The organism is Streptomyces sp. NBC_01171, assembly GCF_045039805.1.
In the GTDB taxonomy this organism is placed as follows: Bacteria; Actinomycetota; Actinomycetes; order Streptomycetales; family Streptomycetaceae; genus Streptomyces.
On sequence record NZ_CP108609.1, the window covers coordinates 5,152,144 to 5,165,612 of the forward strand.

The following is a 13,469-nucleotide window of genomic DNA, read 5'->3' on the forward strand; positions in this document are numbered from 1 at the left end:
CGCGGGGTACTCGGACCAAGAGGCCGGACCGGCTGACATCACTCGGTCGGACGAGCCGACTCGCTTGAAGGAGCGCTGCAGAGATGAGCATGGCAGCAGTCGGCATGATCGCCGGAATGGCGCTGGGCTTCGCCGGGTTCTACGGCGGGTTCGGAGCTTTCGTGCTGGTGGCGGCCCTGGGGGCCGTCGGATTCTTCGCCGGTCGTTTCGTGGACGGCGATCTGGAACTCGGTGACTTCTTCCGCCGCCGCGACGACCGCACCCGTGACGACCGGTTCCGCTCCGGCGGCGACCGGCGCGACTGGCGCCGGTGACCGCGATGAGCACGGACACCGGCGCGGCGGCGCCGGCTGTCCCGGACCGCACCCAGCCGGGCGAGCGCGGGTTCACCCGGATCGCGGACCGGGTCGTCGCCAAGATCGCCGCGCGGGCCGCGCGCGAGGCGATCGCCCCGCTGCCCCGGAACGCCAAGGCCCCGCACACCACGGTCAACGTCCGTCCCCGGGCGCGCGGTACGGGCCCGGTGGAGGACAGCCCCCTCGGCACGGCCCGTGTGCGAGTCGTCCTGGAACTCGAGTACCCCGGTGACATCGGCGCCCGCTGCGCCGCCGTGCGCCGCCGGGTCACCGAACGGCTGGGCACGCTGGCGAACATGGAGGTGCCGGAGGTGGTCGTCGAGGTGGAGCGGCTGCGGCTGCCCGGTGAGCACCAGGGGAGGACGGTATGAGCGAGCCGCCGCAGGAGGCCACCAGGCCGATGCCCGTGGTCGACACCGAGAAGCACCGTCCGCCGTCCGACGGGGAACCCGCCCTCTCCCCGGACGCCAAGGGCAGCGGCCGCTTCTGGTCGGCCCGCCGCGTCCCGTCCGCGATCATCGCCCTGCTCACCCTGGGCGGCGCCGGCCTGCTGCTGTACGACGTCGTCGCCGTCCGCGCCGGGTACCCGGCGATGTACTGGCGCCGCGAACTCGCCCGCCAACTGGCCGAACGGCACCTCGACGAGATCCCGGTGCTCGCGGGCGCCGCCTTCCTCACCGCCGTCGGCCTCTGGCTGATCCTCCTCGCGATCACCCCCGGCCTGCGCAATCTGCTGCCCATGCTCCGCCCCCGCCACGACGTACGCGCCGCGCTCACCCGCGACGCCGCGGCCCAGGTGCTGCGCGACCGGGCCGTCACGGTCTCCGGGGTTCGGGAGGCGCGGGTACGGATGCGCCGCCGCCGGGCCGACGTGCGGGTGATCTCGCACTTCCGCGACCCGGCCGAGGTCCGCGGCGATCTGGACGAGGCCCTGGCCGGCGCCGTGACCGACCTCGGCATGACCCGGCGGCCCAAGCTGTCGGTACGGCTCCGGGGACCCGGAAAGAAGGGATGAGGGGCATGCGTTCAGGAGTCGTCAACCGGGTCCTGCTGGCGCTCGCCGGACTGGTGCTGTTCGTGCTCGGCGGGTCCGTGCTGGCCGTCGGCCTCGGCGCGCCGTCGCCGTCCTGGTGGCCGCACTCAGGCCGGCGCGACGTGCTGCTCAGCCGGGCCGAGCGGACCGCCTGGCGGGACCAGGACTGGTGGTGGCCCGCGCTGATCGCGCTGCTGGCCGTTCTGCTGCTGATCGGGCTGTGGTGGCTGGTGTCGGTGCTGCGCAGGCGCAGCCTGTCCGAGATCCTGATCGACACCGGCGACGGCAAGGGCGCGCTGGTGCGCGGCGGAGCGCTGCGGTCCGCGCTCGCGGACGACGCGGCCCGCCGGCCGGGCGTGGCCGGGGCCGACACCCATCTGGCCGGCGGCCGTACGTCCCCCAGGCTGCGCGCCGGGCTCCGGCTGGAACCCGACGCGTCCCCGGCCGCCACCCTGGCCGACTTCAGCGCCCGCCCGCTGACCGCCGCCCGCGACTCGGCGGGGCTGGAGTCGCTGCCCACCGAGGTGCGGCTCAAGAGGGTCAGGCACAAGGCGGACCGGGTGAGCTGACGGTCCGCCCCCGAAGCAGTCAGAACCCGTGCCGCATGCCCCCGTCGACCGGCAGCATGACGCCCGTCAGATAGGACGCGGCCGGGGACAGCAGGAACGCGGCCACCCGCCCGAACTCCTCCGGCGTGCCGTAGCGGCGCAAGGGGATACGGGACTCGTTGGCCGCCCTGGTGGCGGCCGGGTCGGCGGACATGCCGTCCAGCTCGCGCACCCGGTCGGTGTCGATGCGGGCCGGGAGCAGACCGACGACGCGGATGCCGCGCGGGCCCAGCTCGTCGGAGAGGGACTTGGCGAACCCGGCGAGGCCCGGCCGCAGCCCGTTGGAGATGGTCAGCCCCGCGATCGGCTCGTGCACCGAGCCCGACAGCACGAAGGCGATGACCCCGCCCGGCTCCAGCTCGGCCGCCGCCGCGCGGGCCAGGCGCACCGCGCCGAGGAACACCGACTCGAACGCGTCCCGCCACTGCTCGTCGCTGTTGTCCGCGACGAAGCCGGGCGGCGGGCCGCCGACGCTGATGAGGATGCCGTCGAAACGGCCGAAGCGCTCACGGGCCAGCGCGATCAGCCGCTCCGGGGCGTCCGCCTCGGCGTTGCCGACGGCCACGCCCAGCGCGTCCGGGCCCAGTTCGGCGGCGGCGTCCGCCACCCGCTGCTCGTCCCGGCCGGTGACGACCACCTTCGCCCCGTCCGCGACCAACTGCCGCGCGGCCGCGTTGCCCAGCCCCCGCGAGGCGCCGGTGACGATGTACACCCGGTCCTTCAGTCCAAGATCCATGCTCCCTATCCTGCCTCCTCGGTGCCGAACAGGGTGAAGGCGGTGCTCACCAGCGCGATGTGGCTGAACGCCTGCGGGAAGTTGCCGAGCTGGCAGCCGGCCTCCGCGTCGTACTCCTCGGCCAGCAGCCCCACGTCGTTGACCAGCCCGGCCAGCTTCTCGAACAGGGCGCGGGCCTCGTCCGTGCGGCCGGTCATGTGCAGGGCGTCGGCCAGCCAGAAGGAGCAGGCGAGGAAGGCGCCCTCGCCCTCGGGCAGCCCGTCCACCACCGGGCCCTCGGGGTCCTCGGTGTCGTAGCGGCGCACGAAGCCCCCGTCGCTCAGGTCGGCGGCGATCGCGTCGACCGTCCCGATCACCCGTGGGTCGTCCGGTGGCAGGAACCCCACGCGCGGGATGAGCAGCAGCGAGGCGTCCAGCTCGCGGGAGCCGTAGTACTGGGTGAAGGTGTTGCGCTCCGGGTCGTACCCCCTGGCACACACCTCCGCGTGGATCTCGTCGCGCAGTGCCCGCCAGCCGGACAGGTCCCCCTCCAGCTCCGGGTGTTCCTCCAGGGTGCGTACGGCGCGGTCCACCGCCACCCACGTCATCACCTTGGAGTGCGTGAACTGGCGGCGGCCGCCGCGCACCTCCCACAGCCCCTCGTCCGGCTGCCGCCACTGCTCCTGAAGGAAGTCGATCAGCGCGCACTGGAGGGCCCACATGTGCGGGCGGGCCGACAGCCCCGACTGCCGGGCCAGCCACAGGGAGTCCATCACCTCGCCGTACACGTCGAGCTGGAGCTGGTCCACCGCGCTGTTGCCGATGCGGACCGGCGCCGAGCCCGCGAACCCGGCGAGCCATTCCAGCTCGATCTCCGGGAGCCGGCGCTCGCCCGCGACCCCGTACATGATCTGGAGGTCCTCGGGGCTGCCCGCCACCGCCCTGAGCAGCCAGTCGCGCCACGCCTCGGCCTCCTCGTGGTACCCGGCGGCGAGCAGCACGTTCAGGGTGAGGGTGGAGTCGCGCAGCCAGCAGTAGCGGTAGTCCCAGTTGCGCACCCCGCCCAGCTTCTCCGGCAGCGAGGTGGTGGCCGCCGCGACGATCCCGCCGGTGGGCCGGTAGGTGAGCGCCTTCAGGGTGATCAGCGAGCGCACCACGGTGTCCCGGTACGGCCCGTCGTAGCGGCACCGGCCGCTCCACCGCCGCCAGTCCCGGACGCTGGAGCTGAGCGCCTGGTACGGGTCGATCAGGCGGGGGCGCGGCTGGTGCGAGGGGTGCCAGGTGAGCACGAACGCCACTCGCTCGCCCTCCGCCAGGGTGAACTCCGAGTGCGTGCCGAGGTCCTCGCCCCAGGTCCGCACGTGCGGCTCGGAGCGCAGCCAGGTGGAGTCCGGGCCCGCGACGGCCACCCGGTGCCCGTCCGCGCGGCGCATCCACGGCACGATGGAGCCGTGGTCGAAGCGCAGCCGGAGCGTGGTGCGCACGGTGACGCGGCCGCTGACGCCCTCCACGATCCGTACGACGTCCGGGACCTTCTCGCGCTGCGGCATCAGGTCGGTGACGCGCAGGGTGCCGTCGGGGGTGTCCCACTCGGTGTCCAGGACGAGGGTGTCGGGGCGGTAGGCGCGCCGGGTGCAGGTGCCGGCGCCCTTCGGCGCGATCCGCCAGTAGCCGTTGTCCTCGTCGCCCAGCAGCTTGGCGAAGCAGGCGCCGGAGTCGAAGCGGGGCAGGCAGAGCCAGTCGATCGAGCCGTCCCGGCCGACCAGGGCGGCGGTCTGCTCGTCGCCGATGACGGCGTAGTCCTCGATGCGCGGGTTCACGGGTTGGCGATTCCCCGTGCGGCCTGACGGCCAATCAGGTGGTGCGCCGGGGGAGTGACGCCCGGCTCACACGCCGGCGGGTTCCGCCTCGGCCGTGCTCTCCTGCTCCGCGGCGGCGGCCCGGTCGCGCAGCTCGCGCCGGACCAGGAACCACCAGCCGACGGGCACGGCGGCGGCGAACAGCCACCACTGGATCATGTACGCGTAGTTCAGCGGGGCGTCCTCGCTGCCGGGGCTGGAGATCTGCTCCGGGGTGCCGCCCCTGGGCTCCGGCGCGGTCTGCTCCACGTAGCCGCCGAGCACCTGCGCGCCGAGGCGCCTGGCCTGGTCCGTGCTGTTGATCAGCATGACCTGGCGGTCCGGGAGGCCGGCGATCTGCTTGATGCCGCTCGCCGCGGTGGTCTCGTCGGCCTTCAGCCGGCCGGTGATCGTGACCTTCCCGGCCGGGGGCGCGGGGACCTTCGGGAAGTCGGTCTGGGCCCCGTTCGCCGGAATCCAGCCCCGGTTGACCAGCAGCACCCGGCCGTCGGTCAGCCTGAGCGGGGTCAGGACGTGGAAGCCCACCTCGTCGTCGGCGTTGGTCCGGCGCCGGACGACCTCCTCGTGGGCGGTGTCGAAGGTGCCGGTCGCGGTGACCGTGCGGTACTTGTCGGCGTGGGTGACGGGCCGGCCGGGGGCGGCGAGCCGTTCCACGGGCACCGGGTCGGCGTGCAGGGCCCGGGCGACCAGGTCGTTGCGGGCGGTGCGTTCCTCGTACCGGTGGTGCTGCCAGAAACCGAGCCTGATCATCGTCGGGATCAGCGCGATCACGACGAGGGTGAGGATCACCCACTGGCGGGTGAGCAGGAAGCGGTAGCGGTGCACCCCACGACGGTACCTCCGGGCCGTGGGGCGCATTCGGGCGGGTACCGGGTCAGACCCGGTCCACCACCCCCGCCTTCCCCTCGGCGCGGGCGCAGTGGGCGCCGCAGTACCAGTGGCCTTCCACCTCCACGCCCTGACCGATGATCTGCACCCGGCAGTGCTCGCAGATGGGTGCCATGCGGTGGATGGCACAGGAGAAGCAGTCGAAGACGTGCACCGCGCCCTGTGCGTGGACCTCGAAGGTCATTCCGTACTCATTGCCGCAAACTTCACATCTCGCCATACGCCTCAGGGTGAGCCGTACCTGGCTGCCGGGCGAGCGGACGCGGGCGCGAATCGCGGGGAATCACCCGTCCGTACGGCTGTCAGCCGGCCTCTGCGGCTTCCGCCGCGGCTTCTACGTCCCGCAGCAGTTGCCCGAAGGCCGCCTCGTCGATGACCGGCGTGCCGAACTGGCGGGCCTTGGCCGTCTTGGAGGTGCCCGAGTCGGGGTCGTTGGTGACCAGCAGGCTGGTCAGCCGGGAGAGGCTGGTGGCCACGTGCAGCCCGGCCTCGGTGGCCCGGTCCTCCAGCAGTTCGCGCTCGGTGGAGGTGTCACCCGAAAAGGCCACCCGCATGCCCTGCTTGAGACGTTTGCCCGGTTCGTACCGTCCGGGGTTGGGGTACGGGCATGCGGGCCGCTTGCGCGCCGGACGCCAGCCGGGGCCGCGCCCGCCGCCGTAACCGCCGGTCGCCTGACGGCCGATGAGCGGGGCGTCCGACCACTCGGTGAGCGGACGGCACTCCAGCAGCGGCAGCCGCACCCCGTCCGCGGCGGCGGCCCGCAGGCTCGGCCGGAACGCCTCGGCCAGCACCCGCGCGTCGTCCAGCGCGTGGTGCGCGCGCTGCTGTACGACCCCGAAGTGCGCGGCGAGCGACTCCAGCTTGAAGTTGGGCAGCGGCAGCCGCAGCTCCTTGGAGAGCGCGATGGTGCACAGCCGCTGGCGCACGGGGGGCTCGCGCCGGGCGCGCGCGTACTCCCGCGCGATCATCTGCCAGTCGAAGACCGCGTTGTGCGCGACCAGCACGCGGTCCGCCAGCCGGGCCGCGAACTCCTCCGCCACCTCCGTGAAGAGCGGCGCCCCTTCGAGCACGTCGCTCGTGAGCCCGTGTATCCACACCGGGCCGGGATCGCGCTCGGGATTGACCAGCGTGTACCAGTGGTCCTCGACCTCGCCGCGCGCGTCCAGCCGGTACACGGCCGCCGAGATGATCCGGTCGTCGCGGGCCAGTCCGGTGGTCTCGACGTCAACGACCGCGTATCCCTTCGGATACACGGCCGGCCACGGGGTGGGCGAGGACACTGCGGTCGCGGGGTCTTCGAGCATGGTCAATGAGGATACGGGTCACCGCCGACAGCCGGGCCGCCCAGGGGCTCGCACCCCACCGACCGGGTTGGGCCTCGCATGGGTGTACGTCCTCAAAGCCGGTACGGGAAAACGCCCTTGACGGTGTCGCCGCTGGTCCGGGGCCCCTCGCGGCGCGAACCGGCCCCGCGACGGCGTACCGTGTGGTGCGCTCGGGACATCTCCGGGCGCCCCCGCCTCCCGGTACGAGAAGGACCCCGTCATGCGCGCCACCACCATCCACGCCCCGTACGACATGCGGGTGACGGACGTGCCCGAGCCGATCGTGCAGCTCCCCACGGACGCGGTCGTCCGTGTGCTGCGCGCCTGCATCTGCGGCAGCGACCTGTGGGCCTACCGGGGCGAGGCGGCCCGGCAGCCGGGGCAGCGGATCGGGCACGAGTTCCTCGGTGTGGTGGAGGAGACCGGCTCCGACGTGGGCACACTGCGGCGCGGGGACCTGGTGGTCGCCCCGTTCATGTGGTCCGACGGCACCTGTGAGTACTGCGCCGAGGGCCTCACCACGTCCTGCGTGCACGGCGGCTTCTGGGGCTCCGTCGGCTACGACGGCGGCCAGGGCGAGGCGGTACGGGTGCCGTTCGCCGACGGCACCCTGGTCAAGCTGCCCAAGGAGGCGGCCTCCGACGACCACCTCCTCACCGGCCTGCTCACCCTCTCCGACGTGCTCGGCACCGGCCACCACGCCGCCCTCGGCGCGGGCGCCCGCCCCGGCGCCACGGTCGCCGTCGTCGGTGACGGCGCGGTCGGCCTCTGCGCGGTACTGGCCGCCAAGCGGCTCGGCGCCGAGCGGATCATCGCCCTCGGCCGCCACGAGGCCCGCACCGACATCGCCCGCCGCTTCGGCGCCACCGACGTCGTCGCGGCGCGCGGCGAGGAAGCGGTCGCGGCCGTCCGCGAGCTGACCCGGGGCCAGGGCGCCCACGCCGTCGTCGAGGCGGTCGGCACCGAGCAGTCCATGAACACCGCCGTCAACATCACCCGCGACGGCGGCGCCATCGGATTCGTCGGCGTCCCTCACGGCAGCGGCACCGGCCTCGACCTCACCGTCATGTTCGACCGCAACATCGCCCTGCGCGGCGGCGTCGCCCCGGTCCGCACCTACATCCCCGAGCTGCTGCCCGACGTCCTGGCCGGCACCATCGACCCCTCCCCGGTGTTCGACATGACCGTCGGCATCGAGGGCGTCCCGGACGGCTACCGGGCGATGGACGAGCGCACCGCGCTGAAGGTCCTCGTCACCAACGACTGATCGGTCAGCTCCAGGCCGCCGCGCTCGACCCCCAGGGGACCGGCGGGGTGGCCCAGTCCGCCGGCCCGCCGGTGAACGACACCGGGGGCCGGGCGTACCGCAACCGCCCCAGCGGGCTGTCCCGTTCGGCCAGCCACGCGTCCGGGCCCTCGTAGCCCGGGCCGCCCGGGCGCGGGTCCCGCCCGGCCTCGTCGGTCAGCCAGTGCGCGGTCCGGGCGAGCGCGAGGCGCACCAGGCGGCCCCGGCCGTCGCGGGACCGTTCGCCCAGGGCCCGCAGGATGCCCGCGGCCATCAGATAGCCCGAGCCGTGGTCCAGGGCCTGCGCGGGCAGCGCGCCGGGCTCCAGGGTCGACCCCTCGGTGGCCGCGATGCCGGTCGCGACCTGGACGAGGCTGTCGAAGCCACGTCGTTCGCCCCAGGGCCCGTACGCGCCCCACGCCGAGATCTGGGCGACGATCAGGCCGGGGTACCGCTCGGCCAGCGCCTCGGGGGAGAGGCCGAAGCGGTCGAGGGCGCCGGGGCGGTAGCCGGTGACGACCACGTCGGCTGAGGCCAGCAGCTCCTCCAACCCCGTTGCGTCGGCGGCGAGTTCGAGGGTGGCGGACCGTTTGCCGAAGCCCGTGTCCGCGTGCTGGTCGGCCAGTTCGGGCAGCTCGGGCCCGTCCACACGCAGCACGTCGGCGCCGAGCAGTGCGAGGGTACGGGTGGCGACGGGCCCGGCGAGGACGCGAGTGAGGTCCAGGACGCGCAGCCCGGCGGCGGGCAGCAGAGGCCCGGACTCCCTGGTCAGGGGCGGGAGTTGACGTGTCGAGACCGCGCCGATCGCGGTGCGCTCGACCAGTGGACGCCGGGCCACCTCGACGCCCTGCGGATGTGCCGCCCACTGTCCGGGGGTGCGCAGGGCCACCGCCAGGCCCCCGGCGGCGTACACCGCCTCCTCGATCTCCAGGGCGGAGCGTTCGAGGAGCAACCGCTCCACCTCCTCGGGGCCGGCGCCGTCCGGCAGACCCAGCGCACCGAGGAGGCGTTGCCGGTGGTGCGGGTAGTTGGCGTGCGTGCGCACCCAGCCGTACGCCGCCCGCCACCAGCGGGACAGCGGCGCGAAGTTGACCGGGGCGCGGTCGTCGATCCGCAGCACCCGCTCGCTGTGGAAGGCGGTGACGACCGCGCCGTCGTCCACCACGGCGCGCGGCACGGCGCCGAGCACGGCCCGCAGCGCGCCCAGCTCGGCGGCGGCCAGCGCGCACGTGCCCACGCACGCACGCGCCAGCCGCTGCACGGGAAGCCGGGCGATCAGGGCTCCCGGCCGCTCGACGCAGACCAGCCGTGCGAGCAGCTCGCGATCGCCGCCCAGCGCGACCCAGGCGGACTTGATCATGGGATCGATCATCGCTGCACTATGCATCAGCCGCCCCGGCCCCACAAGGAGGCGCCCGCCCGCCGCGCCACCCCCGAGGACCTAGTGCGTGACCGCCTTCAGGGCGTCCGCGATCCCCCAGCCGTAGAAGCCGTTGCGGTTCTTCGTGCCCTCGCACACCGCGTCGACCTTGCCGTCACCGTTGATGTCGTACGGGTCGGTGCAAGGAGTGGCCGTCGCCTCCGCGTACAGCAGCGCCTTCACCGCGGCGGCGGGGGCGTGCGGGTGGACCGACTTGATCAGCGCGGCGACACCCGCGACGTGCGGCGAGGCCATCGAGGTGCCGGCCATGTACCCCCACTTGCCGCCGGGCAGCGGGCCCAGGATCAGACCGCTGGTCGCGGGCGGGGCCGGGGTCTGGTAGGCGGTCGAGTCGCCACCGGGCGCGGCGATGTCGATCGTGCCCAGGCCGTAGTTGGAGAACGACGACTTGACGCCCTTCGCGCCGGTCGCCGCGACCGTCACCACCCCTGGGAGCTGGGTGGGTATGTCGAAGCACTTGCGCGGGTCGACGGTCCGGTCCGAGGGCGTGCCGTCGTTGGGGGAGGAGGGGTCGGTGATCGAGTCGGCGGCGAAGTCGTAGTTCTCGTTGCCGGCCGCCGCGACGTTGACCGTGCCCTTGTTCTCCGCGTACCGCGTGGCCCGCGTGATGGCGTCCACCAGGGCCTTCTGGTCCGGGTCGCCGGTGCAGTTGAAGTACCAGGGGTCGGTGTAATAGCTGTTGTTGGTGACGTCCACGTGGTGCTCGGCCGCCCACACGAACCCGCAGACCACGGCCTCGGTGTAGAAGTAGCCGTCCGGGTTGCCCACCTTGATGCCGGAGACCTTCACGCCCGGCGCCACGCCGGTGATGCCGACGCCGTTCTTGGCGCCCGCGATCTCACCCGCGACATGCGTGCCGTGCGGGGACTCCGACGCGCTCGGCCGCCAGGCACCGTCCGTGGTGTCCGGCGCGCCGGAGACGCAGTTGACGGAGGCGGCCCGGTCGAAGTTGGGCGCGATGTCCGGGTGGGTGTCGTCCACGCCGGTGTCGATGACGGCGACCGTCACCTTGCTGCTGCCGAGCGTCTTCTCATGGGCCTTGTCCGCCTTGATGGCGGGCAGGTCCCACTGGAGCGGCTCCAACGGGTCCTGCCCGTCCACCGCCTTGGCCTTCGACAGCTCCGCCGCCGTCAGCGGCTTCGGCGCGCCCAGGTCGGTGGTGGACTGCGCGGGCAGCGGCGCGTTGCGGGTGGCCCCGGCCGAGGAGACACCGGACACCTTGCGGATCGACTTGGCGAACTCGGGGTTGGCGGAGTGGACCACGAGCACGCCGATGCGGTCGTAACTGGCCACGACGGTGCCGCCGTTGCGTCCTATCGCGCGGCGCACCGACTCGATCGTGCGATGGTCCGTTCTCGTGTTGACCACGTAGGACAGGTTCGGGCCGTCGTACGTGGTGCCGGAACCCTCCGCCGCCCGCGTCGTCAGGGCCGTGGACGGGGCCGCCGACGCCGCCGTCGGCAGGAAGCCGAGCGAGGCGGTCAGCGACAGCACGACCGGGACGGCCGGCGCGAACCGGCGCCGGGAGCGCAGATGAGCCATGGGATCTCCACATCATCCGGAAACGAAACCGCCCGAGGCACGGGTGGCGCTCGGGCAGGTACATGACGGGTGGAACAAGGTGAAGCTATCCCGGTGGTGCGGATCTCCGAAAGGCCCGGACCCGCGTGAACCGGCGTCCGCGCCGGGCCGTGTGCGTCAACGAGGGGGTACGGCCGGATCGCACCCCCCGGAAGATCACGACGGGGAGTCGCGCGTTGACGCCCGGTAACGTGATCTCCGTTCCAGTGAGGTCGGCAACCGCCCGTCCTTGACGCGAGGAGACCTTGAGTGGCGACCGAGACACCGCCCCCCGCGAAGCACCCACTTCCGTCCCCCGAGGAGTTCACCGAGGCGCAGGCGAGCGCGGAGTTCGGTGAACTGCGCCGGGCCCACCGCTCGTTCGCGTTCCCGCTGACGATCGCCTTCATCGCCTGGTACCTGCTCTACGTGCTGCTCTCCTGCTACGCGGGCGGCTTCATGGGCACCGAGATCGCGGGGAACATCAACGTGGCCCTCGTGCTGGGCCTCGCCCAGTTCCTCACCACGTTCCTCATCGCCTGGTGGTACGCCCGGCACGCCGCCGCCAAGCTCGACCCCAGGGCCGAGGCCATCAAGTCCCGGATGGAGGGCGGCGCATGATCCCCGCTCAGCACACGCTCGCCGCCCAGCACACTTTGCTCGCGGCCGGCGAGGCCAGCGAGCACAGAGGTCTGATCATCTCCCTGTTCGCGGTGTTCGTCGCCGCGACCCTGGTCATCACCATCTGGGCGGGCCGCCAGACCAAGGACGCCGCCGACTTCTACGCGGGCGGCCGCCAGTTCACCGGATTCCAGAACGGCCTCGCCGTCTCCGGCGACTACATGTCCGCCGCGTCCTTCCTCGGCATCGCGGGCGCCATCGCCCTCTTCGGCTACGACGGCTTCCTCTACTCCATCGGCTTCCTGGTCGCCTGGCTGGTCGCCCTGCTCCTGGTCGCCGAACCACTGCGCAACTCCGGCCGCTACACCATGGGTGACGTGCTGGCCTACCGGATGCGCCAGCGCCCGGTGCGCACCGCCGCGGGCACCTCCACCATCGTGGTGTCGATCTTCTACCTGCTCGCACAGATGGCCGGCGCCGGTGTCCTGGTCTCCCTGCTGCTCGGCATCACCAGCGACAGCGGCAAGATCGGCATCGTCGCCCTGGTCGGCGTCCTGATGATCGTGTACGTCACCATCGGCGGCATGAAGGGCACCACCTGGGTCCAGATGGTCAAGGCGGTCCTCCTCATCGTCGGCGCCCTGCTGCTGACCTTCCTGGTGCTGCTCAAGTTCGACTTCAACGTCTCCGACCTGCTGGGCTCGGCCGCCGACAACAGCGGCAAGGGCAAGGCGTTCCTGGAGCCCGGCCTGAAGTACGGCGCCACCGGCACCTCCAAGCTGGACTTCATCTCCCTCGGCATCGCCCTGGTCCTCGGCACCGCCGGCCTGCCGCACATCCTGATCCGCTTCTACACGGTCCCCACCGCCAAGGCCGCCCGGAAGTCGGTGATCTGGGCCATCGGCCTCATCGGCGCCTTCTACCTGATGACCCTCGCCCTCGGCTTCGGCGCCGCCGCGCTGATCAAGCCCGAGGAGATCATCGCCTCCAACAAGGCGGGCAACACCGCGGCCCCCCTGCTCGCCCTGCACCTCGGGGGAGTGGACTCCAACTGGGGCGCCGTCCTGCTGGCCACCATCTCCGCCGTCGCCTTCGCCACGATCCTCGCGGTCGTCGCCGGCCTCACCCTGGCCTCCTCCTCGTCCTTCGCCCACGACATCTACGCCAACGTCATCAAGAGGGGCCAGGCCACCGAGAAGCAGGAGATCAACGCGGCCCGGTACGCCACCGTCGGCATCGGCGCCGTCTCCATCGTGCTCGGCGCCCTCGCCCGCGACCTGAACGTGGCCGGACTCGTGGCGCTGGCCTTCGCGGTCGCCGCGTCGGCGAACCTGCCGACCATCCTCTACAGCCTGTTCTGGAAGCGGTTCACCACCTCCGGCGCCCTGTGGTCGATCTACGGCGGCCTGGTCACCGCGGTCGGCCTGGTGCTGTTCTCCCCGGTGGTCTCCGGCAAGCCGACCTCGATGTTCCCCGACGTCGACTTCCACTGGTTCCCGCTGGAGAACCCCGGCATCATCTCGATCCCGGTCGGCTTCCTGCTGGGCGCGGTCGGCACCCTGCTGTCCAAGGAGGTCCCGGACGCGGAGAAGTACGCCGAGCTGGAGGTACGGTCCCTGACCGGCACCGGGGCGCACTGAGCCCCCCCGTCCGACACACCTCACGGCCGCGCCGCGCGGGGGCAGAACACCCGCGCGGCGCGGCCGCGTCCGTACCGGGCCGGGGAATCAGCGGCTGTCGATGTCCGAGGTCTCGCGTAGGCTCGCAGGTGACAAGGA

14 protein-coding genes are annotated in these 13,469 nt (G+C 72.8%); 7 read left to right on the forward strand and 7 right to left on the reverse strand.

What is annotated here, in order from left to right:
* Nucleotides 1-83: 83 nt before the first annotated feature.
* Genes OG448_RS23700 through amaP form a run of 4 tightly spaced genes read left to right on the forward strand, consistent with a single transcriptional unit; the run spans nt 84 to nt 1,958 of the window.
* A complete protein-coding gene (locus OG448_RS23700) occupies nt 84-314 on the forward strand; it encodes a hypothetical protein (RefSeq protein WP_391291227.1) in 231 nt (76 codons plus the stop codon).
* A gap of 5 nt (nt 315-319) precedes the next feature.
* Nucleotides 320-727 carry a hypothetical protein gene (locus OG448_RS23705; RefSeq protein ID WP_405556679.1) on the forward strand — a complete coding sequence of 136 codons (408 nt, stop codon included), beginning with the start codon at nt 320-322 and terminating at the stop codon, nt 725-727.
* The gene (locus OG448_RS23710) at nt 724-1,371 is read left to right on the forward strand and encodes a DUF6286 domain-containing protein (RefSeq protein WP_405556681.1); all 648 of its coding nucleotides are present in this window, start codon (nt 724-726) and stop codon (nt 1,369-1,371) included. Before OG448_RS23705 ends, OG448_RS23710 begins: the two co-directional genes overlap by 4 nt.
* Entirely contained in the window at nt 1,368-1,958 is a 591-nt protein-coding gene (gene amaP / locus OG448_RS23715) for an alkaline shock response membrane anchor protein AmaP (RefSeq protein ID WP_405556683.1), read from the forward strand. The genes OG448_RS23710 and amaP overlap by 4 nt, the downstream gene beginning before the upstream one ends.
* 19 nt (nt 1,959-1,977) lie before the next feature.
* Here amaP and OG448_RS23720 read toward each other — a convergent pair whose 3' ends face one another.
* The 5 genes from OG448_RS23720 to OG448_RS23740 all read right to left on the reverse strand — a co-directional run bounded on the left by OG448_RS23720 (nt 1,978) and on the right by OG448_RS23740 (nt 6,763).
* A complete protein-coding gene (locus OG448_RS23720) occupies nt 1,978-2,733 on the reverse strand; it encodes an SDR family oxidoreductase (RefSeq protein WP_405556684.1) in 756 nt (251 codons plus the stop codon).
* 5 nt (nt 2,734-2,738) lie between these two features.
* On the reverse strand, nt 2,739-4,532 hold the full coding sequence (locus OG448_RS23725; RefSeq protein WP_405556685.1) for a glycoside hydrolase family 15 protein: 1,794 nt from the start codon (nt 4,530-4,532) through the stop codon (nt 2,739-2,741).
* Nucleotides 4,533-4,598: 66 nt separating this feature from the next.
* Nucleotides 4,599-5,429 (reverse strand): SURF1 family protein, encoded by an 831-nt coding sequence (locus OG448_RS23730; protein ID WP_405556687.1) that lies wholly within the window; start codon nt 5,427-5,429, stop codon nt 4,599-4,601.
* Nucleotides 5,430-5,445: 16 nt separating this feature from the next.
* Nucleotides 5,446-5,679, reverse strand: a complete 234-nt coding sequence (locus OG448_RS23735; protein WP_405556688.1) for a hypothetical protein — start codon at nt 5,677-5,679, stop codon at nt 5,446-5,448.
* Nucleotides 5,680-5,761: 82 nt separating this feature from the next.
* The gene (locus OG448_RS23740; RefSeq protein WP_405556689.1) at nt 5,762-6,763 is read right to left on the reverse strand and encodes a DEDDh family exonuclease; all 1,002 of its coding nucleotides are present in this window, start codon (nt 6,761-6,763) and stop codon (nt 5,762-5,764) included.
* A gap of 241 nt (nt 6,764-7,004) precedes the next feature.
* On the opposite strand from OG448_RS23740, the gene OG448_RS23745 reads away from it, so the two are divergent.
* Nucleotides 7,005-8,051 carry a zinc-dependent alcohol dehydrogenase family protein gene (locus tag OG448_RS23745; protein ID WP_405556691.1) on the forward strand — a complete coding sequence of 349 codons (1,047 nt, stop codon included), beginning with the start codon at nt 7,005-7,007 and terminating at the stop codon, nt 8,049-8,051.
* Between the two features lie 4 nt (nt 8,052-8,055).
* Here the strand turns inward: OG448_RS23745 and OG448_RS23750 are convergent, their stop codons facing one another.
* Entirely contained in the window at nt 8,056-9,441 is a 1,386-nt protein-coding gene (locus OG448_RS23750) for a CoA transferase (protein WP_405556693.1), read from the reverse strand.
* A gap of 69 nt (nt 9,442-9,510) precedes the next feature.
* Entirely contained in the window at nt 9,511-11,052 is a 1,542-nt protein-coding gene (locus OG448_RS23755; protein ID WP_405556695.1) for a S8 family peptidase, read from the reverse strand.
* Between the two features lie 288 nt (nt 11,053-11,340).
* On the opposite strand from OG448_RS23755, the gene OG448_RS23760 reads away from it, so the two are divergent.
* The gene (locus OG448_RS23760) at nt 11,341-11,691 is read left to right on the forward strand and encodes a DUF485 domain-containing protein (RefSeq protein WP_130340152.1); all 351 of its coding nucleotides are present in this window, start codon (nt 11,341-11,343) and stop codon (nt 11,689-11,691) included.
* Nucleotides 11,688-13,331, forward strand: coding sequence for a cation acetate symporter (locus OG448_RS23765; RefSeq protein ID WP_405556697.1), 1,644 nt, complete (start codon nt 11,688-11,690; stop codon nt 13,329-13,331). The genes OG448_RS23760 and OG448_RS23765 overlap by 4 nt, the downstream gene beginning before the upstream one ends.
* Nucleotides 13,332-13,469: the final 138 nt, after the last annotated feature.